The following is a 22,676-nucleotide window of genomic DNA, read 5'->3' as shown; positions in this document are numbered from 1 at the left end:
CCCTCAACCGGCTGCCGCCACCTTCTCCCCGCAGGCGGGGAGAAGGGATATGCCGCGCCCGCTCGCTCCCTCGGGCGGGCGGTGAATGCGGGGTTCAGTTGGCGCCGCTTGTCCCTTCTCCCCGCCTGCGGGGAGAAGGTGGCGGCAGCCGGATGAGGGGCATGCCGCAAAGCTTCTCGCCAAAAAAAGCCCCTACTCCCGCACCTGCAGCCCGTCGACGAACAGCCGCTCTAGAAAGCGTGCGGCGTCCTCGAAGCGCCCCTCGCCGGCATTCTCCTGGCCGAGCACGGCGCGCACCTGAACGTCGAAATCGGCATAGTGCTGCGTCGTCGACCAGATGGCGAAGATCAGGTGATAAGGGTCGCATTTTGCGATCTTGCCCGCCTTGGCCCAGCTGCGGATGACCTCGGCCTTTTCGTCCACCAGTTGCTTCAGCGGACCCTTGAGCTCGTCCACGATACGCGGGGCGCCCTGCAGGACCTCATTGGCGAACAGCCGGCTTTCGCGCGGGAAGTCGCGCGCCATTTCGAGCTTGCGGCGGATATAGCTGCGGATCTCGGCGACCGGATTGCCCTCGGCATCGAACGCGCGCAGCGGATCGAGCCAGGTGTCGAGAACGCGGTCTATCAGCGCGCGATGCATCGCCTCTTTGGTGCGGAAATAATAGAGCAGGTTCGGCTTCGACATGCCCGCCACGTCAGCGATCTGATCGATCGTCGAACCGCGAAAGCCGTTTGCGGAAAACACCTCCAGCGCCGCCTCGAGGATCTGCTCCTCCTTCTCCTCCTGAATGCGCGTGCGCCTCTGGGTTCTAGCCGCTCTCGGAAGTACCATCTCGTCCCCTGTCCATACCCCCAGGCATATGACGTCCGGCGCGGGCTGCCCAAAAATCGGACGCGCCGTTTTTTTTGAGCAACAACTCCTGTTTTTTTCTTTTTCCGGCTTGAGTGCCGCCACGGAAGTTGTAATGTTTACCAACCGGTCAAATTATCAGTCAGATTGCCGACAAAGGCAACGCCTGATCGAAGGGCATCGCAACAAGGCCCCGATTTGCCGACGGGAACATGAGGGCTATCCCGGGGAGGGACTGGCCGACAATAGAGGAGAACGCCATGGCAGCACCTGGCGAGAATAGGCGCGTCAATGCCGACCGTCTATGGGATTCGTTGATGGAAATGGCGAAGATCGGCCCCGGCGTTGCCGGCGGCAACAACCGCCAGACCTTGACGGATGCGGACGGCGAAGGTCGCCGGCTTTTCCAGTCCTGGTGCGAAGAGGCGGGGCTCTCCATGGGCGTCGACAAGATGGGCACCATGTTCCTCACGCGACCCGGTACCGATCCGGATGCGCTGCCCGTCCATATCGGCTCGCATCTCGACACACAGCCGACCGGCGGCAAGTTCGACGGGGTCCTCGGCGTCCTGAGCGGCCTCGAGGCCGTACGCACGATGAACGAGCTCGGCATCAAGACGAAGCACCCGATCGTCGTGACCAACTGGACCAACGAGGAAGGAGCGCGTTTTGCGCCTGCCATGCTCGCCTCCGGCGTATTTGCCGGGGTCCATACCCTCGAATACGCCTATGCCCGCAAGGATCCCGAAGGAAAGAGCTTCGGCGACGAACTGAAGCGCATCGGCTGGCTCGGCGATGAAGAGGTCGGCGCGCGCAAGATGCACGCCTATTTCGAATACCACATCGAACAGGGGCCTATCCTCGAGGCCGAGAACAAGCAGATCGGCGTCGTCACGCACTGTCAGGGCCTCTGGTGGCTGGAGTTCACGCTGACCGGCAGGGAAGCGCATACCGGCTCCACGCCGATGGACATGCGCGTCAATGCAGGCCTCGCCATGGCGCGCATCCTCGAAATGGTCCAGACCGTCGCCATGGAAAACCAGCCGGGCGCCGTCGGCGGCGTCGGCCAGATGTTCTTTTCGCCCAATTCGCGCAACGTCCTGCCGGGTAAAGTAGTGTTCACCGTCGACATCCGCTCGCCCGACCAGGCCAAACTGGACGGCATGCGCGCCCGGATCGAAGCCGAAGCGCCAAAAATCTGCGAGCGGCTCGGCGTCGGCTGTTCCATCGAGGCGGTCGGGCATTTCGACCCCGTCACCTTCGACCCCAAGCTGGTCGAGACGGTACGCGGGGCCGCCGAGAAGCTCGGCTACAGCCACATGAATCTCGTTTCCGGCGCCGGACACGATGCCTGCTGGGCCGCAAAGGTCGCGCCGACCACGATGATCATGTGCCCCTGCGTCGGCGGGCTCAGCCATAACGAGGCGGAGGATATTTCCAGGGAATGGGCGGCCGCCGGTGCGGACGTCCTGTTCCACGCCGTGCTCGAAACGGCGGAAATCGTGGAATGAGTTTTGCGGGCGGGACGGTGGTTCCGCCCTTTTCTACTGCATGTTTCCTTTGATCGTAGCCGATCAACGGACAAAACATGCAGCAACTCAAAGGCTACAGCGTCCTTTGCGCGTCTGAGACGCGCGGCGCTGCAGGCGGCCCGAGCCGCCGAAAGCACCATCCAGGGGAACGAACCAATGAGCACTGTCATCAAGGGTGGAACCATCGTCACGGCCGACCTGACCTACAAGGCCGATGTAAAGGTGGAAGGCGGCAGGATCGTCGAAATCGGGCCGAATCTCTCCGGCGCTGAGACGCTCGACGCCACGGGCTGCTACGTGATGCCTGGCGGCATCGACCCGCATACGCATCTCGAAATGCCTTTCATGGGCACCTATTCCTCCGACGATTTCGAAAGCGGGACCCGCGCGGCTCTTGCCGGCGGCACCACCATGGTCGTCGATTTCGCACTCCCCTCGCCCGGCCAGTCGCTGCTCGAGGCGCTCACCATGTGGGACAACAAATCGACGCGCGCCAACTGCGACTATTCCTTCCACATGGCCATCACCTGGTGGGGCGAGCAGGTCTTCAACGAGATGGAGACGATCGTAAAGGACAAGGGCATCAACACCTTCAAGCACTTCATGGCCTACAAGGGCGCGCTGATGGTGGACGACGACGAGATGTTCTCCTCCTTCCAGCGCTGTGCGGCGCTCGGCGCGCTGCCGCTGGTCCACGCCGAAAACGGCGACGTGGTGGCGCAACTGCAGGCGAAGCTGCTGGCGGAAGGCAATAGCGGCCCGGAGGCACATGCCTATTCGCGTCCGGCAGAAGTCGAGGGCGAGGCCGCCAACCGCGCGATCATGATCGCCGACATGGCCGGCTGTCCCGTCTACATCGTTCATACTTCGTGCGAACAGGCGCATGAAGCGATCCGGCGCGCCCGCGCCAAGGGCATGCGCGTCTTCGGCGAGCCCTTGATCCAGCACCTGACGCTCGATGAGACCGAATATTTCGACAAGGATTGGGACCACGCCGCCCGCCGGGTGATGTCGCCGCCCTTCCGCAACAAACTTCACCAGGACAGCCTCTGGGCGGGGCTTGCCTCCGGTTCGCTCCAGGTGGTCGCGACCGACCATTGCGCCTTCACGACCGAGCAGAAGCGCTTCGGCGTCGGCGATTTCACCAGGATCCCGAACGGCACCGGCGGGCTGGAAGACCGCATGCCGATGCTCTGGACCTATGGTGTTGCGACCGGCCGCATCACCATGAACGAATTCGTGGCGGTAACCTCCACCAACATCGCCAAGATCCTGAACATCTATCCGAAGAAGGGGGCGATCCTCGTCGGCGCCGATGCGGACCTTGTCGTCTGGGACCCGAAGCGCTCCAAGACGATCTCGGCGAAGACGCAGCAATCGGCGATCGACTACAACGTCTTCGAGGGAAAGACGGTCACCGGTCTGCCGCGCTTCACGCTGACGCGCGGCGTGGTTTCGATCGAGGAAGGAACCGTGAAGACGCAGGAGGGCCACGGCGAATTCGTCCGGCGCGATCCCTTCCCGGCGGTCAGCACCGCGCTTTCCACCTGGAAGGAAGTGACGGCGCCACGGGCGGTGCAGCGCAGCGGCATTCCCGCAAGCGGCGTCTGATCCGAGATGCCGCAGCCCTGTGCCTTTAGAGAAAAAACCGTACCCGGGCAGTCAGGAGGGCACCAGCCCGTCGAGCTCGGGCAGCAGCACGACGCTCTCGTTTCCTTTCGGGTCCGTCCGGGCGATCACCGCCGTGCAAGGGGCGTCCGAGAGGTTCGCCGGGAGGTGCGGCACGCCGGGGGGAATGTAGAGCATATCTCCCGCCCTGGTGATCACGTGTTCTTCGAGCCGCTCGCCGAACCAGGTGTGCGCTTCGCCGGAGAGCACGTAGATCGCCGTTTCGTGGGTCTCATGAAGATGTGCCTTGGCGCGCGCACCGGGCGGCATGGTCACGAGATGCATGCAGATGCCGGTGGAGCCGACCGTTTCCGCGGCAATACCCTCGAAATAATCGAGCCCCTGCTTGCCGGCAAAGGCATCGCCCGGGCGGACCACGTGACAGCCAGGATTGGGTGATCGAGACATGACCGTCCTCCAGAATACGCTGAAAAGCCAACAGCAGGCGACCTCGCCGGCAAATCCGCCATTGCATGTTGCGGGTCCGGATAGCAGTCTGACACAGGCAGTCGATAATGAGAATCCGTCCATGACATCCAATCCCGCCTCCGTGGTCTCGGCCCGGAACCTCGGCCTGACGTTCGAGACCAGCGACGGACCGGTCAATGCACTTACCGGCGTGAATCTCGACGTGGTCAAGGGCGACTTCGTGTCCTTCATCGGCCCGTCCGGCTGCGGCAAGACGACGTTTCTGCGCGTCATCGCCGATCTCGAAAAGGCGACGGCCGGCACCATTTCCGTCAACGGCATGACGCCGGAGGAGGCCCGCCGGCGGCGCGCCTATGGCTATGTCTTCCAGGCGGCCGCCCTTTATCCCTGGCGCACGATCGAAAAGAACATCGCGCTGCCGCTGGAGATCATGGGTTACTCCAGCGAGGACCGGAAGGCGCGGATCGAGCGGACGCTGGAACTCGTCAACCTCTCGGGCTTCGGCAAGAAATATCCCTGGCAGCTTTCCGGCGGCATGCAGCAACGCGCGTCGATTGCCCGGGCGCTGGCCTTCGATGCCGATCTCCTTTTGATGGACGAGCCCTTCGGGGCGCTCGACGAGATCGTCCGCGACCATTTGAACGAGCAACTCCTCAAGCTCTGGGCGCGCACCGACAAGACCATCTGTTTCGTCACGCACTCCATTCCGGAAGCGGTCTACCTCTCGACCAAGATCATCGTCATGAGTCCCCGCCCCGGCCGCGTGACGGACGTCATCGAATCGACCCTTCCGAGGGAACGTCCGCTCGGCATTCGGGAAACGCCGGAATTCCTCGAGATCGCGCATCGCGTGCGCGAGGGCTTGAGAGCGGGGCACAGCTATGACGAGTAGCTGTCGGGCGGAGATGACCCCTCCCCAACCCCTCCCCCCAAGGGGGAGGGGCTTAGCGGCGTCTGCCGCAACCGGTGCGGCAGGGTCGTCCCTCCCCCTTGTGGGGAGGGTGGTGAGCGAAGCGAACCGGGAGGGGTTTTTGGCACACTCGAACATCGACCCGAAGACCAGACAACGCGCGAAGAAGCTACGCACGGAAATGACCAAAGCCGAAGCGGCGATGTGGAACATGCTGCGCGACCTGCGTCCCCTCGGCGCCCGTTTTCGGAGAGAAACACCAATCGGACCCTATATCGCCGATTTCGCATGGCTTTCGGCACGCATCATCGTCGAAGTTGACGGCGACAGCCACGAAACGGACGCCGGTCGATACCACGACGAGCGGCGCGATCGTTTCCTGGGGGCGCAAGGTTTTACCGTTCTGCGCTTCGACAATGCCCAAATACTCGACGGGCCCGACCATGTGTTCGTGACCATTCGCCAACATATCGCACCCTTCCTGAGGGACGAGCGAACGACGAATGGCGGGAGAGCCTGACCATGCGCGAGGAAAGCCTCCTCAAGGACAAGCTCCTTCCCGTCTCCACCGTCGTCCTCCTGTTGATCGCGGGCTGGTACGTCGCATCGGTCTTCCTGAACGCACCTTTCGAACGGGATACCGCCGCCCGCGCCGGCACCGAGATCGGCTTTTCCGAAATCCTCCGCAATACCATGGCCCAGGAACGCCCGGTGCTGCCTGCTCCGCACCAGGTGATCGCCGAGATCTGGGATACGACCGCCAATAAGGCGATCACCTCGAAGCGCAGCCTGGTCTATCATGCCTGGATCACGCTTTCGGCCACTTTGCTCGGCTTCGGCATCGGCACGGTGCTGGGCGTGCTGCTGGCCGTCGGTATCGTCCACAACCGCGCAATGGACCGATCGCTCATGCCCTGGGTGATCGCCAGTCAGACGATACCGATCCTGGCGATCGCGCCGATGATCATCGTCGTGCTCAACGCCATCGGCATTTCCGGCCTGCTTCCGAAGGCGCTGATTTCCACCTATCTTTCGTTCTTCCCGGTTGTCGTCGGCATGGTCAAGGGGCTGCGCAGCCCCGAAACGATCCAGCTCGACCTGATGCACACCTATAACGCCTCGCCCGCTCAGACCTTCTGGAAGCTGCGCTGGCCTTCGTCCATGCCCTATCTCTTCACCTCGTTGAAGGTTGCCGTCGCGATCTCGCTCGTCGGCGCCATCGTCGGCGAACTGCCGACCGGCGCGGTCGCCGGACTCGGCGCACGCCTGCTCGCCGGGTCCTATTACGGACAGACCGTACAGATCTGGGCGGCGCTGTTCATGGCTGCGGCACTCGCCGCGGTCCTCGTCATGATCGTCGGCCTGGCGCATACGGCCGTCCTGAAGCGCATGGGGGCAAAACCATGAACCTTGCCGCTCTCGCGGGCGCCATCCTCTTCTGGCTCGCTGCCTGGGCCGTCAACGAATGGCTGGTCCGAAAGCAGTTCGCAAGCGACGCCGCGAACAACGCGGCACGTGTTGCCGTGCCTCTCCTCTTCGGCATCACCATACTCGTCCTCTGGGAAGGCATCGTCCGCGGCTTCGCCGTTCCATCGGTGCTATTGCCGGCGCCCTCGATGATCTGGCAGCGGCTGATCAATTCGCTGCCGACGCTGGCGGCCGATTTCCGGCAGACCTTCCTGAAATCCGTGCTGACCGGCTACGCGCTCGGCTGCGGCCTCGGCTTCGTCGTCGCAATCCTCATCGACCGTTCGCCCTTCCTGCAGAAGGGGCTGCTGCCGCTTGGCAATTTCGTCTCCGCCCTCCCCGTCATCGGTGTCGCCCCGATCATGGTCATGTGGTTCGGCTTCGACTGGCAGTCGAAAGTGGCGGTCGTCGTCATCATGACCTTCTTCCCGATGCTGGTGAACACGGTTTCGGGGCTTGCAGCCGCCAGCCACATGGAGCGCGATCTGATGCGCACCTATGCCGCCTCCTGGTGGCAGACACTCGTCAAGCTCCGGTTGCCGGCCGCCTGGCCTTTTATTTTCAACGCTCTCAAGATTAACTCCACGCTGGCGCTGATCGGTGCGATCGTGGCCGAATTCTTCGGAACGCCCATCGTCGGCATGGGCTTCCGGATCTCCACGGAAGTGGGCCGCATGAATGTCGACATGGTCTGGGCCGAAATCGCCGTAGCGGCGGTGGCTGGCTCCGTCTTCTACGGGGTGGTCGCGCTCATCGAACGCGCCGTCACCTTCTGGCATCCGTCCATCCGCAGTGGCCGGACCTGACAATGAAGCAACGATAAGAGGGAACTGGAATGAACAAGAAACTTGCATCTCTGCTGGCAGCGGGCGTCTTTTCGCTCGCCGCCTTCCATGCCAATGCCGCCGAAAAGGTCACACTTCAGCTGAAGTGGGTGACCCAGGCCCAGTTCGCCGGCTACTACGTGGCGAAGGACAAGGGCTTTTACGAGGAAGAGGGCCTCGACGTCGAAATCAAGCCCGGCGGCCCGGATATCGCGCCGGCGCAGGTGATTGCCGGCGGCGGCGCCGACGTCATCGTCGACTGGATGCCCTCCGCGCTGGCCACGCGCGAAAAGGGCGTACCGCTCGTCAATATCGCCCAGCCCTTCAAGACATCGGGCATGATGCTCACCTGTCTGAAGGAATCCGGAGTGAAGGGTCCCGAAGACTTCAAGGGCAAGACCCTCGGCGTCTGGTTCTTCGGCAACGAATATCCGTTCCTCTCCTGGATGTCGCACCTGAAGATCCCGACGGATGGCGGACCGGATGGCGTGACCGTGTTGAAGCAGGGGTTCAACGTCGATCCGCTGATCCAGAAGCAGGCCGCCTGCATCTCCACCATGACCTACAACGAATACTGGCAGGTCATCGACGCCGGCATCAAGCCGGAGGATCTGGTCACCTTCAAATATGAGGACCAGGGCGTCGCCACGCTCGAAGACGGCCTCTACGTGCTCGAGGACAAGCTCAAGGACGAGGCCTTCAAGGACAAGATGGTGAAGTTCGTCCGCGCCTCGATGAAGGGCTGGAAATATGCCGAGGAGAATCCGGACGAGGCGGCCGATATCGTACTCGAGAACGACTCCACCGGCGCGCAGACGGAAAAGCACCAGAAGCGCATGATGGGCGAAGTCGCCAAGCTGACTGCAGGTTCCAGCGGCGCCCTCGACGAGGCGGATTACAAGCGCACCGTCCAGTCGCTGCTGGCCGGCGGCTCCGACCCGGTCATATCCAAGGAGCCGGAAGGCGCCTGGACGCACGACATCACGGACGCGGCGCTTAAGTAGGACTCCACACGAACGGAAGGAGCGCGTGGCCCTCGCCTCGCGCTCCCCAGCGGAGTTGTGCCGCTTGCCGCAGCAGCGAGAACTCGCACCCCGTGGTTAAAGGTCGCAGCGTTACTACCCTGGAGAAGCGCACCGACCGAAGCCCGCCGGCACCAGAAAAGCTCGATTCCAATGGCTTAGCGTGGAGGGCTCGCTGTCGAACGGCGAAAATCTCGCATCCTGCCGTGGTTGTTAAGACTACCTTCAGGTTGCACCCGTATTGCATCCGAAGACGCATGACAGTAGAAATAGTGAGGCACCATTGCTTCGCCGCTCTTGTAAGCATTTGCTCCGGCGCCTACATAGGCCGGAACGTTTGACTGGAGGGCAAGCGTATGGAGGAATCTTTATTTCTTTAGGGTTGCCCATCAGGGAATTTTCTTCCCGTCCGGTGCCTGTGGTTTGACACCGCTGCCCCGGGCAGCAATTCAAAGTGCTGCAGCGGTCCTTGCGCGTCCGGCAAGACGCGCGGCGCTGTAGGTGAAATAGCGTGATTGCGGCCGGATATTCGCCCCTGCGCGGGCGTGATCGGGCATGTTTGCTTCAGCTTCGGGAAAACAGGCCTATGGCTCAGAAACTCCTGCCTCTCGTCGGCGCTTGTGCAGCGATGCTCCTGTCCGCGCTTGTAAGCGCTTCGGCCGAAGAGGCCGTCAAGTCCCCGCAAAAACAGGCGCCGCCATCCATCGTCGTGACCGAAGCGACGGAGCGTGCGATTACCGACCGCGTCATTGCGACCGGTTCGATCGAGGCGGTGGACGAGATCTACGTCTCTCCGCTGGTCGATGGACTTGCCATCCGGTCGCTCAACGTCGATGTCGGCGACCGGGTCGAGGAAGGCGGCACGCTCGCCGTGCTCAATGAGGACGCGCTGCTCCTGCAGAAGAGCCAGCTCGAGGCCAATCTCGCAAAGGCCGAGGCGTCGCTTGCCCAGCTGCACGCCCAGCTTGCCGAAGTGACGGCCAATTCGGAGGAGGCGACGCGTGTGGCAGAGCGTGCCGTGCAGCTTTCCAAGAACGGTACGGTATCGACGGCCGAGGCCGACCGCTTGAAAGCGCTCGCTGCCGCGGGCCGCGCACGCGTCCGCTCGGCCGAGCAGTCGGTGAGCGTCGCAACGGCAGATATCAAGGTGGTGCAGGCCCAGATAGACGACGTCGACCTGCGTCTCGCACGAACCGCCGTTAAGGCGCCGGTCAGCGGCGTCATCTCGCGAAAGAACGCCAAGGTGGGTGCGATCGCCAGCGGCAGCGGCGAGCCGCTGTTCGCGATCATTCGCGACGGCGAAATCGAGATGTGGGCCGATGTCGCCGAGTCCGATGTCATCAAGCTTGCCGTGGGGCAGACAGCCACGGTCAAGCTTGCCGGCAGCACCACCACGATCGAGGGGAAGATCCGGTTGATCGCGCCCACGGTCGACCCGCAGACCCGCCTCGGCACGGTGCGTATCAGCCTGACCGACGCATCCAAGGCGCGCGCGGGCATGTATGCCAGCGCAGTGATCGTGGCGGAGCAGAAGGAAGCGGTGGTTTTGCCGCAAACGGCCGTTACATCGGAAGACGGCAAGTCCATCGTCCGCAAGGTCGAAGACGGCGTCGTGCGCCTGGTACCTGTCGAAACGGGCATTCAGGACGGACAATTCATCGAGATACTCTCCGGCATCAAACCGGGTGAGCAGGCGGTGGCGAAGGCCGGTGCCTATGTGCGCGATGGCGACCGCATCAATCCGGTCGAATCCGCCGAGCCGGCAACCAACTGACGGGAACATGAGACCATGAACTTCTCCGCCTGGTCCATCCGCAATCCGGTCGCGCCCATCCTGGCGTTTTTCGTGCTCGTGGTGCTCGGATGGCAGTCGTTCAATTCGCTGCCCATCACGCGCTTCCCGAACATCGACGTGCCGATCGTTTCGATCGCCGTCACACAGAGCGGTGCGGCGCCCGCCGAACTGGAAACCCAGGTCACCAAGGAGATCGAGGACGCCGTCGCCGGCGTCTCCGGCGTCGACCATATCGAGTCGACGATCACCGACGGCATTTCGACGACCGCCGTCATCTTCCGCATGGAAGTCCCGACGACGCAGGCCGTGCAGGATGTCAAGGATGCCATCGACCGCATCCGAAGCGACCTGCCGACCTCGATCGAAGAGCCGATCGTTTCCAAGGTCGATGTGGAAGGCCAGGCGATCCAGACATTTTCCGTCTCGTCGCCCGGCATGACGCTGGAAGAGCTCTCCTGGTTCGTCGACGACACGATCAAGCGCGCCATCCAGGGCCAAACCGGCATCGGCCGTGTCGACCGCTACGGCGGCTCCGACCGCGAGGTCCGGGTCGAGCTCGATGAGGACCGTCTGAATTCCTTCGGCATCAGCGCCGCCGACGTCAACGCCCAGCTTCGCCGAATGAACATGGACCTCGGTTCCGGCCGCGGCCAGGTCGGCGGCAGCGAACAGGCGATCCGCACATTGGGCGACACGCGCGACGTAACGGCGCTGGCGGGTACGATGATCTCGCTGCCGAACGGCCGCTTCGTCCGTCTGTCGGAACTCGGCAAGGTGATCGACACCTATGAGGAGCCGAAGTCGTTCTCCCGCTTCAACGGGCAGCCGGGCGTCACCTTCGCCGTGTTCCGCGCCAAGGGGGCGAGCGAAGTGTCGGTCGCGGAAACCGTCGGCAAGACGCTCGATGAAATCCGCGCGAAGCATCCGGATGTCTCCATCGAGATGGTGGACGATTCGGTCTACTTCACCTACGGCAACTACGAAGCGGCGATTCATACGCTGATCGAGGGCGCCGTGCTCGCCGTCATCGTGGTTATGCTGTTCCTGCGCAACTGGCGCGCGACCTTGATCTCGGCGGTCGCACTGCCGCTCTCAGCCATCCCCACCTTCTGGGTGATGGAACTGCTCGGCTTCTCGCTGAACCTCGTCAGCTTCCTGGCGATGACGCTCGCGACGGGTATTCTCGTCGACGATGCGATCGTGGAGATCGAGAACATCGAGCGTCATATCCGCATGGGCAAGTCGCCTTACCGCGCAGCGATCGAGGCTGCGGACGAGATCGGCCTTGCGGTGATCGCCACCACCTTCACGATCATCGCCGTCTTCGTGCCCGTATCCTTCATGCCTGGCATTCCGGGACAGTACTTCATCCAGTTCGGCCTGACGGTCGCCGTCTCGGTGTTCTTCTCGCTCCTGGTCGCCCGCCTGATCACGCCGGTCATGGCCGCCTATCTGATGAAGCCTTCGGATGTCAGCGGGCATCATGACGATGAAGGCTTCATGATGCGCCAGTACACGCGCCTCGTACGCTTCACCACGAAGCGCTGGTACACGCGCTACTCCACGCTGCTTGCGGCGATCCTGGTCTCGGTCGGTTCCGTGGTCGCGCTGCTCGTCTTCGTCCCGGGCAGCTTCCTGCCGCCGGAAGACAGCTCGCGCGTCAGCCTGTCCATCGAACTGCCGCCGGACGCAATGCTCGCGGATACGGACCGGACCACCACCGAGATCTACAATCGCGTCAAGGATATCGACGGCGTGGAAAACGTCTTCGTACTCGGCGGCGCCTCGCCCAAGGGCGACCTCGAACTGCGACGCGCTGCCGTCACGGTGCTGCTCGAGAAGCTCGATCATTCGCTGATCAACAAGGTCGTCAACGACGTGATCGGCCGCACACCGCTGATCGGCCAATACCTGCCGAAGCTGCCCCCGGCCGGTCGGATCAAGCCGCAATCGGAGATCGAGAAGGAAATCTTCGCCCGATTGCGATCGATTCCCGATGTCCGCGTCACCAAGCTGAACGATCGCGGCGAGCGTGATCTGTCGTTCAACCTGCTTTCCAGCAACGAGGCGGATCTCGACGAGGCGGTCGCCACCCTGGAAGCGGATCTGCGCCGAGATCCGCTGCTTGCCAACGTTAGCCCCGAGGGAGCGCTGCCCCGACCGGAACTGCAGATCCGGCCGCGCGACGAGCAGATGTCGCGCCTTGGCATCACGACGGCGCAGATCTCCGAGGTGATCCGCATCGCCACGATCGGCGATATCGACGCGCAGTTGACGAAGATTGCGCTCGATGGGCGCCTGATCCCGATCCGGGTGCAGCTCGACCGTGATTTTCGCACCGACCTGGCGGCGATCCGCAACCTGAAGGTCCAGACGGCATCCGGAGCGACCGTTCCGCTGTCGAGCGTCGCGGACATCAACTATGCGGAAGGGCCGAGTTCCATCAAGCGCTACGACCGCTACCGCGTCGTCAAGCTCGGCGCCGACCTGCCCGCCGGCGTGGCGCTCGACACGGCATCGGCCCGCTTCAGGGAAATCGCCGCCGACGCCGATCTGCCTGAAACGGTCCAGTTCCTTGAAAGCGGCGACGCCGAGGTGCAGGCAGAGATGCAGGAGAGCTTCGGCAACGCCATGCTGCTGGGTCTGATGATGGTGCTGGTCGTGCTCATCCTCCTGTTCAAGGATGTGATACAGCCTTTCACCATCCTGTTCTCGCTGCCGCTCGCGATCGGCGGCGTGGCAGCCGCCTTGATCCTGACTCAGAACGCGCTGTCGATGCCGGTGCTGATCGGTATCCTGATGCTGATGGGCATCGTCACCAAGAACGCCATCCTGCTCGTCGACTTCGGTATCGAGATGATGCATCACGGCATGGACCGGACGCTCGCCATGATCGAGGCCGGACGGAAGCGGGCTCGTCCGATCGTCATGACCTCGATCGCCATGTCCGCGGGCATGCTGCCCTCGGCGCTGGGCGTCGGCGAAGGCGGTTCCTTCCGTGCACCGATGGCGATCGCCGTCATCGGAGGCATCATCGTTTCGACGGTCCTGAGCCTCGTCGTGGTTCCGTCCTTCTTCCTGATCATGGACGACCTGTCGCGTCTCCTCGCCTGGGCTTTCGGCCGCTTCATCGGCAAGAAGGACGAGGAGGAACTGCCGCTCGACCAGGAGGCGCTGAGCAAGCTTGCCGCCGAACAGGGCAGCACGATCGAGAGCCTCGAAGAGCGCATCAAGGCGCTCGAAGACGAGAAGCGCCGCAAGTCCGACGGCAAGGTCATCAGCCATCCGGCGCTGGCCGCGGAATAGGACGAGAGCTGCGCCGGGGTGCTGCTCAGAGCGGGTCGACCCGGTCTAAAAACAACGTGATCTAAGGCCTGTTGAGATTCGGGATACCTGCGGCGGCTTGTTTGATTTCCTCATCCCTGTGCCCGTCACAGGGATCCAGCCAGACCAAGTCCTTGGGCTGAAAGAACTCTTCCCGCGCCGCAGACGCGGCGCTGCTGGATCTCTGTGACAAGCACAGAGATGAGGAGGAGGAGAAGCGCCATCATCCATCTCGCAGCAAATCACGTTCATGTTTTTAGGCCGACCGACCTAAACATCGTGATCTAGAGCCCCCCGTGCACCGTCAGGAACTCTACGATCCGCTCCACCCCGTCGCCGCGTTTCATATCCGAGAACACGAACGGCTTTTCGGCTCGCATCCGGGCCGCGTCGCGTTCCATGACCCCGAGGTCGGCACCGACGTAAGGGGCGAGATCCTTCTTGTTGATCACCAGCAGATCGGACCTGGTGATGCCCGGTCCGCCCTTGCGCGGAATTTCCTCGCCCTGGCAGACCGAGATCACATAAATCGTAAGATCCGCGAGATCGGGCGAGAAGGTCGCTGCCAGATTGTCCCCTCCCGACTCGATGAAGACGACATCGAGATCGGGAATGCGGCGGTTGAGATCGGCGATCGCCTGAAGATTGATCGATGCATCTTCGCGGATCGCCGTGTGGGGGCATCCGCCCGTCTCGACTCCGACGATCCGCTCCGAAGGCAAGGCCTGCATGCGCACCAGCGCCTCGGCATCTTCCTTGGTGTAGATGTCGTTCGTGACCACCGCGACGGAATATTTCTCCCGCATGGCTTTGCAGAGCTTGTCGGTGAGCGCCGTCTTTCCGGATCCGACCGGACCGCCGATACCGACGCGCAGAGGACCGTTTTTCGATGGCATCTTTTCTATCCTTTCGAAGTCCGTCCGTTGTTCCGTTAAGTGCGGAACAATCGTGAATGCAATATCTCGTGTCTCAGCGAGGCAATGTCGGCGATGATCGTCGCGGCGCCAAGATCATCGAGCGAGGCGCGCGCGGCGCGCGTTGCCACCGCCCCTATCGTTTTCTCCATTCGCGCAAGCATGCCGACCCCGTCGCGCTGGCCGGTAACGCCGCAGCGGATGGCCACCGACACCGCGTTCGATATGGTGGCGTTGAGAAAGGCGGCGAGCGCCGCTTCGAGGCCGGTGCGGTGCGCTCCGGCGACCGCGCCGACCGCCACCGGATAGGCGGCCCTCGCGCCAGGGAATTCGAGCGACGCGTGCGGCCAGTGGCCGGCGGCGGCCAGGAATGCTTCGCCGAGGAGCATGGTTTCCATATGCCGCTCGCGCGATCCGGCCAGCGCTTCGGCCAGTTCCGATGCCGCAATCAACCGCGCGGCATCGTCACATGCACGGTAACCTTCCGCCAGAAGCAGCGCGTCGTTCCACGTCGTGCCGTGATCCAGGAGCGTTTCGCACCAGAACCGCAAATCGTCGACACCGGTGACAAGCCGGTCATGAATCGCCTGCTCCAGACCGCCGGAATAGGAGAAGGAGCCGACCGGAAAGGCGGGCGAGAGCCAGGTAACGAGACGCAGGAGCGCCTGCGTATCGGCATGCTCAGCCATGGCGGTGGTGATCGCCGTGACCGTGTTGGTGATAGGCGCCGTGCAGGGGATGGAAGGGTTCGTTCACTTCATCGACGGTCGCGCCAAGGCCCTCCAGCATCGCGCGAATGACCGGGTCGCGGGCGATCAGAATCCGCCCCTCTTCCACCGCCGCCGGGAGGTGCCGGTTGCCGAGATGCCAGGCAAGCTCCATCAGGTGCAGCGGGTTTCGCGCGCGGATGTCGTAAAGCGCTTCCGCTGCCGCCTTCACCTCGATATGGCCGCCTCCCTCGAGCACCAGAAGATCGCCATCGGCGAGCATCACGGGCTCCTTGAGATCCAGCATCACCACATCGTCGTTTTCGAGGTGCAGGAGCTTGCGGCGCAGATGGCGCTGCTCATGCGTCAGGGTCAAGCGATGAAGCGGCGCCCTTTCGCCGGGACCGGGCGAAAGAACTTCGGTCGAGCGATAGGGCACGTCAGACCACCTCGATCTTTTCCGGATGCACGATCTCGACGCGGGCGCTCGCCAAAAGATTCGCCGCCGCCGTCTGAAAGGCCTTCAGATGCGGTTCGGCGAAATGCGCATCGATAGCCGCCCTGTCCTTCCATGTTTCGACGAACACCAGCGCATCGGAATCCGTGGGCTTGCGATAGAGCTCATAGCTGACGCAACCGGCCTCTTTCAGCGTCGCTTCGATCAGCGGCGTCGTCAGTGCCACGACCTCGTCGCCCTTGCCCGCATGCGCCGTCAGATATGCAATGATGTAAACCATGGATTTCTGCATTCCCCTTACCGGTGAAACGAGCAAACGTGCACGGTTCGCGCCCCCGCATCCGCTCCTCCTGGAAGTCTTCACTGTAGCAAGAAAAAGCCCCGGCACCAGCAAGAAGGCGAAAATCGCGTGGATTTTCAGGAACCTGCTTGCGGCAGCCGGGGCTTTATCGATTCGGTAAAATCGGGATCAGGCGGCGAGCTTCTTGGACTTCAGCGCCGCGAGGATGTTCTGCGGCGAGGAGACGCCGTAGGGATCGCTGTCGCAGTTGTCGGAGTAGCCTTCCTCTTCGAACCACTGCTCGACAACGCCGTTGTTGATGACGGCGGCATAGCGCCAGGAGCGCATGCCGAAGCCGAGATTGTCCTTGGCGACGAGCATGCCCATCTTGCGGGTGAACTCGCCCGAACCGTCCGGAATGAGCTTGACGTTCTCGAGGCCCTGCGATTTGCCCCAGGCGTTCATCACGAAGGCGTCATTGACGGAGACGCAGTAGATCTCGTCGATCCCGAGAGTCCGGAATTCGGAGGTGAGCTTTTCGAAGTCCGGCAGCTGGTAGGTCGAGCAGGTCGGGGTGAAAGCACCCGGCAGCGAAAACAGCACGACGCGCTTGCCGGCGAAATAGTCGTCCGAGGTAACGTCCTGCCAGCGGAACGGATTGGAACCGCCGACGGACTCGTCGCGGACGCGGGTGCGGAAGGTTACAGCGGGAACTTTTCTGCCGAGCATCATCATCTCCTAAGAACTGGCTGCCGGCGGCGCAGTCTTGGGAGGACAGGCGCGCCGGCGGAAAGCGAGAGCACTTCCTAACGAAATTTCCGCTGCAGTGCAGCATCAAAGCGACGGTTGGAGACCTCCCGCATGGCAGCCATGCGGAAGGCGCATGACTGCCGGGCAATTAAACGAGCTGCGGCGACAGTCCCCGATCCGGTAGGCCTTGATGATATTGCTGGCAATGAGGCAATTTGCACGGACAGCGCCGCACCTTGAAGTGTAACGCTTAGTGTTATATATAGACCGGGTAGGATGGCGGTGCGGATTTTTAAGAACGCTTGGTTCGAGCGTTTTACTCGAAAGCAGAGGATCGCGGACGCTGCCTTGGTAGACGCGGTGCGCCGCGCCGAACGAGGCCAGATTGACGCCGATCTTGGCGGCGGCGTGATCAAACAGCGTGTCGCGAGGTCGGGGCAAGGGAAGTCAGGCGGTTATCGCACGATCATCCTGTTTAGGCTGGAACAGCGGGCATTCTTCGTTTTCGGCTTTGCAAAGAGTGAACAGGCCAACATTGAAGACGGCGAGGAAGCCCTGTTCAAGAAGATGGCGAAGGAACTCCTTGCGCTATCAGATGCGCACATGGCCGTGCTGATCGGGAAAGGGCGTTTTTCGGAGGTTGAAGATGGCGAAGAAGTATAAGAGTGAGGCAATGGCGGCCATCCATGAAACCATGGAGGGCCTATTTGAAGCCGGCGCGATCGACAAGCAGACGATGCGCGAATTCGACGACGCCTGCTTGACGGCCGTGGAGTCAATGACCCCGGAGGAAATTCGCGCTATTCGGGAGCGCGAACATATCTCGCAGCCTGTCTTTGCCCGCTACCTCAATGTGAGCAAGGGGCTTGTGTCCGATTGGGAGCGCGGGGTGAAGAAGCCGGGAGGGCCGGCGCTGCGATTGCTGACCGTTGTTCAGAAAAGAGGGCTTGCGGCGATTGCCTGATTGCTGCGTTGCCGGCAAAGAGGCAATGTTGCAGCCTATAAACCCATCCTGGGCCGGCCCTACGCCCTACAGCGCCGCGCGTCTTATCAGACGCGCAAAGGTCGCTGTAGCACTTTGATCTGCTGCATGTTTTTGTCCTTTAATCGGATACGATTAAAGGAAACATGCAGTAGCTAGATGATGAGAGCGGGCCGGCCGGATCGCGGCGAAGGCGCGAGGCGTGCGGTTCGGCCCTTTCCCTACCCTATTGGCCGAGCAGATCGCGCACGCGCGCCAACTCATCCATGAGGACAAGGAGCCGGTGGCGGAAGTCGCGCACCTCACGGGCGTGCATCGTGCCACGATCTAAGGGCTATAGAACCTAGAGCGGTATGTATTTAAGCCCGTTCATATCCCGCCTCTTTGAAGTAGGCTGCGCATTCCTGTGGGGTGACGGCTTGGAGAATGTGGCGCAGTTCGTCATGGATTGCATCGCGTGATCTGGCCTGTGCCTCACGCAACCAGTGCTTGATTTTGGCGAAGAGCTTTTCGATCGGATTGAGATCGGGGGAATATTTCGGCAGAAAGAACAGGCGGGCGCCGGCCTTACGGATGGCGGCGCGGATCTCCTGACCCTTATGGGAGCCGAGATTGTCCAGGATGACGATGTCGCCGGCTTTGAGTTCCGGCACCAGAACTTGCTGGACATAGATGCGGAAGCGTTCGCCATTGATCGGGCCATCGAGGATAAAGGGAGCGCTGACGCGGTCGGCCCTGAGTGCGGCGACAAAGGTCATGGTGTTCCAATGGCCGAAGGGGGCGTAGCCCACCAGTCGTTCGCCGCGAGGCGCCCAGCCCCGCAGCGGCGCCATGTTCGTCTTCGTCCAGGTCTCATCGATGAAAACGAGGCGGGCGGGATCAATTCCGGGGCAGTGCTTCAGCCATCGTGCCCGGTGGCGGGCGACGTCGGGCCGCTCCCGTTCGCTGGCGACCAGCGTCTTTTTTTATAACTCAACCCCTCTTCGTGCACGAAGGTCCAGACGGCGCGATAATCCACCTTCAGGCCGCGCTCGCTCAACTCGGCGACAAGTCCGTGCAGCGTGAAGTCGCGCTCGCGGCAGCGGCAAAGCAGCCAAGCCCGGTGCGGACCGGAAAGCTTGCGGGGCTTGTGCCCACCCATCTGGCCGGGTGCGGCGCTGCCCGTCTCGCGAAACCGCCGCACCCAATCGATCGCGGTGCTGATGCCGATGCCGAAGCGCTTGGCCGCTGCCCGGCACGATAGGCCCTCGCCCGTCACCGCATCGACAACGCGTTCCCGAAGATCATTCGAAAAAGGTCTCGCCATAAAGGCCGGCCTCCTTCACCGGCCTGAATGGTGAATCTGATTTGCGCAGAAAAAGGAATCCCCTTTCCGATTCCGCCTAAATGCATCCCGCTCTAGAACAGGAAATACCGCTGCGCCATCGGCAGCACCGTCGCCGGCTCGCAGGTCAGGAGCTCGCCGTCGGCGCGGACCTCGTAGGTTTCCGGGTCGACCTCGATATGCGGCGTCAGGCTGTTGTGGATCATCGACGCCTTGCCGATGCCGCCGCGGGTATTCTGGACAGCGACGAGCTCCTTGGCGACGCCGAGCCTGCCGGCGAGCCCGGCATCGAGCGACGCCTGCGAGACGAAGGTGACCGAGGAGTTGGTCCGGCTCTTTCCATAGGCGCCGAACATCGGCCGGTAGTGGACCGGCTGCGGCGTGGGGATGGAGGCGTTCGGGTCGCCCATGGGGGCTGCGGCGATCGTGCCGCCGAGAAGCACCATGTCGGGCTTCACGCCGAAGAAGGCCGGATTCCAGAGGACCAGATCGGCGCGCTTGCCGACCTCGAGCGAGCCGATCTCATGGCTGAGGCCATGGGCTATCGCCGGGTTGATCGTATATTTGGCGATGTAGCGCTTGACCCGGAAATTGTCGTTGTCGCCGGTCTCCTCCTTGAGCCGTCCGCGCTGGCGCTTCATCTTGTCGGCGGTCTGCCAGGTGCGGATCGCCACCTCGCCGACCCGCCCCATCGCCTGGCTGTCGGAGGAAATGATCGAGAAGGCGCCGATATCGTGGAGGATATCCTCCGCTGCGATCGTCTCCTTGCGGATGCGGCTTTCGGCGAAGGCGATGTCTTCCGGAATGGTGGGCGACAGGTGATGGCATACCATCAGCATGTCGAGATGTTCCGCAAGCGTGTTCACCGTATAGGGCCGCGTCGGATTGGTCGAGGACGGGATGACGTTCGGCTGGCCGCAGATCCTGATGATATCAGGCGCATGCCCGCCGCCGGCGCCTTCCGTGTGGTAGGCGTGGATCGTCCTGCCCTTGATCGCCGCGATCGTATCCTCGACGAAGCCGCTTTCGTTGAGTGTGTCGGTATGGATCATGACCTGCACGTCGTATTCGTCGGCGACGGAGAGGCAGCAGTCGATGGCGGCCGGCGTCGTGCCCCAATCCTCGTGCAGCTTCAGCGAGGTCGCGCCGCCGAGTACCATTTCCACGAGCGCGCCAGGCAGCGACGCATTACCCTTGCCCGCAAAGGCGAGATTCATCGGAAACGCATCGGCCGCTTCGATCATGCGGGCGATGTGCCACGGTCCGGGCGTGCAGGTCGTGGCGAGCGTACCGTGCGCCGGTCCCGTCCCGCCGCCGAGCATGCAGGTCAGGCCGCTCATCAACGCCTCTTCGATCTGCTGCGGGCAGATGAAGTGTATATGGCTGTCCATGCCCCCGGCCGTGACGATCTTGCCCTCGCCGGCGATGACCTCCGTACCCGGGCCGACGATAATGGTGACGCCCGGCTGCATGTCCGGATTGCCGGCCTTGCCTATTGCCGCGATCCGCCCGTCCTTCAGCCCGATATCCGCCTTCACGATCCCCCAATGATCGAGGATAAGCGCATTGGTGATCACCGTGTCGACCGCGCCGCCTTCGCGCGTCACCTGGCTTTGGCCCATGCCGTCACGGATGACCTTGCCGCCCCCGAACTTCACCTCCTCGCCATGCGTGGTGAAATCCTTCTCGACCTCGATGAAGAGCTCGGTGTCGGCGAGGCGCACCTTGTCGCCCACGGTCGGACCGAACATGTTGGCATAGGCCGCGCGCGACATTCTGTAGGACATGGATCAGGCTCCCTGGGGCAAATCTGAAGAGGCAAATGGATGAAGTCGGCGAAGCCGCCCTTGCGCTGCGAGCGCATCGACATAGCGGCGCTCGGCGGCGAACGGGTGCCACTGCCAGCCGATATGGCCGAAGCCGGCAAGCACGACATCGTCGCCGGCTGCGGCAAAGCTCGACACGATGTCGGCAATCACCACCAGACCGCTCGACGGCGCGACGTAAGGCGACGGCGCGAAGCGGGCGAGATCGCGCTCCAGCCGGTCATGCGTCTCGGCCGCGATGACCCGGTGCTTGCGTGCCGTCGCCCGCGCGAAGCTCTCGAAGCCGGCCGTATAGTCGTCGCAGAAATCGTCGAGATCCGGATGGGTCCCGGCAAGTGCTGCCCGCATCGCGGCGAACCTGGCTCCGGAGCGGACGCTCCATAGCTCGCGTGCCTGCCGGACCGCCGCACTCGTCTTCCAGCGCCCGCCGCCGAGCATGGACAGTGCCGGGCGGCCGGTGTTGCAGACGGCGATGATATCGGTCCTGCTGCCGCCCTTCCCGACCGAGCGGCAATCGTTGAAACGGATCACCAGATCGGCTGCATCGATCGTCGCGGCAGCGCCCCCGGGCACGTCACCATTGCCAACGATCATGATGACGCGGCCGCTTTGCAATGATCAATTCTCCGCAGATTCCATGAGTTCCTTGAGCTCGGCGGTGCGCTTGCGTGTCAGCTCTGCGAGGCAACCGGAGACCAGCATGCGTTCCATCGAGCCGCCCCTCGCCTCGAACCCGGCGAGTTCGCATTGGCCGTCGCGATAGCCGATCCAGGCCCGTTGGGCTTTTTTCAGTGCCTCGAGCGCTCCGACGTAAGCCGCGTCGATATCGCCAAGCTCCTTGTCGGTCGCCTGCATGGCCGCGACCGCAAGGCGGTAGGTCTTGTTCAGCTCCGCATCCGCCGCCCGGTAGCCCTGATCGGCGCAAATGTTGAGATCCATCTGGGTCACGGCCTTCCGGCAATCCGGCTCAGGCTGTTGCGCATCGGCGGAAGCCGTGCAGCACAACAACAGGCTCAAAGCAGGAGCGGCCGCTCTCATAGCTTCCCCATGACCTGCTGGCGGAAGCCGAAAACCTCGCGTTTTCCCGAAAGCGGGATGAGCGTCACCTGCCGTGTCTGTCCCGGCTCGAAGCGGACGGCCGTACCCGCAGGAATGTCGAGCCGCTTGCCGCGCGCGGCGTCACGGTCGAAGATCAGGCCCGGATTGGTCTCGGCGAAATGATAATGGCTACCGACCTGCACCGGTCGGTCCCCGGAGTTGGCAACCTCGATGCTGACGGTTTCGAGGCCCGCATTCAACTCGATCTCACCGGCGGCGGCGACAATCTCACCTGGAATCATGTTCGCTCCCCTCAGGCGGCTCGTTCGGGCGCACAGCCCTGAGGCTTCAGGACGCGCTCCGTCGATGCCGGATATTTCTTCAGCATTGCCGCGGGCCGCACCGGGCGCCGAACCAGTTCGCCGCCGCAATTCGGGCAAGTCCCGCCAAGCTTCGTTTCCGCACAGCCGGCGCAAAAGGTACACTCGAAGGTGCAGATCATCGCATCGCCGCTATCGGGTGGCAGGTCTCGATCGCAGCATTCGCAGTTCGGACGCAGGCTGAGCATGGTGCCT

24 protein-coding genes are annotated in these 22,676 nt (G+C 62.8%); 11 read left to right on the top strand and 13 right to left on the bottom strand.

The genetic code is table 11. The features are described from left to right. Positions 1–192: 192 nt before the first annotated feature. Complete coding sequence (rutR, locus tag M1D34_RS02790; protein ID WP_003525590.1) at positions 193–834, bottom strand: HTH-type transcriptional regulator RutR; 642 nt, start codon at positions 832–834, stop codon at positions 193–195. Positions 835–1,112: 278 nt separating this feature from the next. Here rutR and M1D34_RS02785 point away from each other — a divergent pair, with 278 nt between their 5' ends. Continuing rightward, positions 1,113–2,363 carry a Zn-dependent hydrolase gene (locus tag M1D34_RS02785; RefSeq protein WP_498780546.1) on the top strand — a complete coding sequence of 417 codons (1,251 nt, stop codon included), beginning with the start codon at positions 1,113–1,115 and terminating at the stop codon, positions 2,361–2,363. A gap of 177 nt (positions 2,364–2,540) precedes the next feature. After that, positions 2,541–3,995 (top strand): dihydropyrimidinase, encoded by a 1,455-nt coding sequence (hydA, locus tag M1D34_RS02780; RefSeq protein ID WP_013844770.1) that lies wholly within the window; start codon positions 2,541–2,543, stop codon positions 3,993–3,995. Positions 3,996–4,046: 51 nt separating this feature from the next. Here the strand turns inward: hydA and M1D34_RS02775 are convergent, their stop codons facing one another. Continuing rightward, positions 4,047–4,460, bottom strand: coding sequence for a cupin domain-containing protein (locus M1D34_RS02775; RefSeq protein ID WP_027993126.1), 414 nt, complete (start codon positions 4,458–4,460; stop codon positions 4,047–4,049). A gap of 121 nt (positions 4,461–4,581) precedes the next feature. Here M1D34_RS02775 and M1D34_RS02770 point away from each other — a divergent pair, with 121 nt between their 5' ends. The 7 genes from M1D34_RS02770 to M1D34_RS02740 all read left to right on the top strand — a co-directional run bounded on the left by M1D34_RS02770 (position 4,582) and on the right by M1D34_RS02740 (position 13,805). Further along, positions 4,582–5,373: an ABC transporter ATP-binding protein gene (locus tag M1D34_RS02770; protein ID WP_027993125.1), complete on the top strand. Its 792-nt coding sequence runs from the start codon at positions 4,582–4,584 to the stop codon at positions 5,371–5,373. Positions 5,374–5,512: 139 nt separating this feature from the next. Beyond that, positions 5,513–5,911 carry an endonuclease domain-containing protein gene (locus M1D34_RS02765; protein ID WP_127598622.1) on the top strand — a complete coding sequence of 133 codons (399 nt, stop codon included), beginning with the start codon at positions 5,513–5,515 and terminating at the stop codon, positions 5,909–5,911. A 2-nt stretch (positions 5,912–5,913) separates the two neighbouring features. Continuing rightward, positions 5,914–6,798 (top strand): ABC transporter permease, encoded by an 885-nt coding sequence (locus tag M1D34_RS02760; RefSeq protein WP_013844772.1) that lies wholly within the window; start codon positions 5,914–5,916, stop codon positions 6,796–6,798. Next, positions 6,795–7,664: an ABC transporter permease gene (locus M1D34_RS02755; RefSeq protein WP_003525600.1), complete on the top strand. Its 870-nt coding sequence runs from the start codon at positions 6,795–6,797 to the stop codon at positions 7,662–7,664. The genes M1D34_RS02760 and M1D34_RS02755 overlap by 4 nt, the downstream gene beginning before the upstream one ends. A 29-nt stretch (positions 7,665–7,693) precedes the next feature. Beyond that, positions 7,694–8,686 (top strand): ABC transporter substrate-binding protein, encoded by a 993-nt coding sequence (locus tag M1D34_RS02750; RefSeq protein ID WP_003525601.1) that lies wholly within the window; start codon positions 7,694–7,696, stop codon positions 8,684–8,686. 604 nt (positions 8,687–9,290) lie between these two features. Continuing rightward, positions 9,291–10,478, top strand: a complete 1,188-nt coding sequence (locus M1D34_RS02745; protein WP_153314552.1) for an efflux RND transporter periplasmic adaptor subunit — start codon at positions 9,291–9,293, stop codon at positions 10,476–10,478. A gap of 15 nt (positions 10,479–10,493) precedes the next feature. Beyond that, on the top strand, positions 10,494–13,805 hold the full coding sequence (locus M1D34_RS02740) for an efflux RND transporter permease subunit (RefSeq protein WP_028003093.1): 3,312 nt from the start codon (positions 10,494–10,496) through the stop codon (positions 13,803–13,805). Positions 13,806–14,107: 302 nt separating this feature from the next. Here the strand turns inward: M1D34_RS02740 and ureG are convergent, their stop codons facing one another. From ureG to M1D34_RS02715, 5 genes are all read right to left on the bottom strand, one after another. Further along, positions 14,108–14,719, bottom strand: coding sequence for an urease accessory protein UreG (ureG, locus tag M1D34_RS02735; RefSeq protein ID WP_153314553.1), 612 nt, complete (start codon positions 14,717–14,719; stop codon positions 14,108–14,110). A 35-nt stretch (positions 14,720–14,754) separates the two neighbouring features. Then, positions 14,755–15,426 carry an urease accessory protein UreF gene (locus tag M1D34_RS02730; RefSeq protein ID WP_153314554.1) on the bottom strand — a complete coding sequence of 224 codons (672 nt, stop codon included), beginning with the start codon at positions 15,424–15,426 and terminating at the stop codon, positions 14,755–14,757. Beyond that, on the bottom strand, positions 15,419–15,883 hold the full coding sequence (gene ureE / locus M1D34_RS02725) for an urease accessory protein UreE (RefSeq protein WP_028009917.1): 465 nt from the start codon (positions 15,881–15,883) through the stop codon (positions 15,419–15,421). The genes M1D34_RS02730 and ureE overlap by 8 nt, the downstream gene beginning before the upstream one ends. A 1-nt stretch (position 15,884) precedes the next feature. Further along, positions 15,885–16,181, bottom strand: coding sequence for a putative quinol monooxygenase (locus M1D34_RS02720; RefSeq protein WP_027993121.1), 297 nt, complete (start codon positions 16,179–16,181; stop codon positions 15,885–15,887). A gap of 189 nt (positions 16,182–16,370) precedes the next feature. Then, positions 16,371–16,910 (bottom strand): peroxiredoxin, encoded by a 540-nt coding sequence (locus M1D34_RS02715; RefSeq protein ID WP_013844776.1) that lies wholly within the window; start codon positions 16,908–16,910, stop codon positions 16,371–16,373. Between the two features lie 297 nt (positions 16,911–17,207). On the opposite strand from M1D34_RS02715, the gene M1D34_RS02710 reads away from it, so the two are divergent. Then, positions 17,208–17,594 (top strand): type II toxin-antitoxin system RelE/ParE family toxin, encoded by a 387-nt coding sequence (locus M1D34_RS02710; protein ID WP_028009920.1) that lies wholly within the window; start codon positions 17,208–17,210, stop codon positions 17,592–17,594. After that, on the top strand, positions 17,578–17,895 hold the full coding sequence (locus tag M1D34_RS02705; RefSeq protein ID WP_127596088.1) for a helix-turn-helix domain-containing protein: 318 nt from the start codon (positions 17,578–17,580) through the stop codon (positions 17,893–17,895). Before M1D34_RS02710 ends, M1D34_RS02705 begins: the two co-directional genes overlap by 17 nt. Positions 17,896–18,272: 377 nt before the next feature. Here the strand turns inward: M1D34_RS02705 and M1D34_RS02700 are convergent. The 6 genes from M1D34_RS02700 to M1D34_RS02675 form a co-directional block, all read right to left on the bottom strand. Then, positions 18,273–19,219 (bottom strand): IS630-like element ISRm2011-2 family transposase gene (locus tag M1D34_RS02700; RefSeq protein WP_011970797.1). Its coding sequence is split into 2 segments (ribosomal slippage): positions 18,273–18,880 and positions 18,880–19,219, totalling 948 coding nucleotides; the frame shifts between segments, so codons are not numbered across the junction. Between the two features lie 92 nt (positions 19,220–19,311). Beyond that, positions 19,312–21,024, bottom strand: coding sequence for an urease subunit alpha (ureC, locus tag M1D34_RS02695; protein ID WP_003525612.1), 1,713 nt, complete (start codon positions 21,022–21,024; stop codon positions 19,312–19,314). Between the two features lie 3 nt (positions 21,025–21,027). Then, on the bottom strand, positions 21,028–21,678 hold the full coding sequence (locus M1D34_RS02690; RefSeq protein ID WP_498780538.1) for a Urease operon accessory protein: 651 nt from the start codon (positions 21,676–21,678) through the stop codon (positions 21,028–21,030). 3 nt (positions 21,679–21,681) lie between these two features. Continuing rightward, positions 21,682–22,101 carry a lysozyme inhibitor LprI family protein gene (locus M1D34_RS02685; protein WP_498780536.1) on the bottom strand — a complete coding sequence of 140 codons (420 nt, stop codon included), beginning with the start codon at positions 22,099–22,101 and terminating at the stop codon, positions 21,682–21,684. Then, positions 22,098–22,403: an urease subunit beta gene (locus M1D34_RS02680; protein WP_498780534.1), complete on the bottom strand. Its 306-nt coding sequence runs from the start codon at positions 22,401–22,403 to the stop codon at positions 22,098–22,100. Before M1D34_RS02680 ends, M1D34_RS02685 begins: the two co-directional genes overlap by 4 nt. An 11-nt stretch (positions 22,404–22,414) precedes the next feature. Continuing rightward, positions 22,415–22,669, bottom strand: coding sequence for a DUF1272 domain-containing protein (locus tag M1D34_RS02675; RefSeq protein ID WP_107608246.1), 255 nt, complete (start codon positions 22,667–22,669; stop codon positions 22,415–22,417). Between the last annotated feature and the right edge of the window lie 7 nt (positions 22,670–22,676).

The organism is Ensifer sp. D2-11 (assembly GCF_054161295.1).
This window is presented reverse-complemented; position numbering and strand designations above follow the sequence as displayed.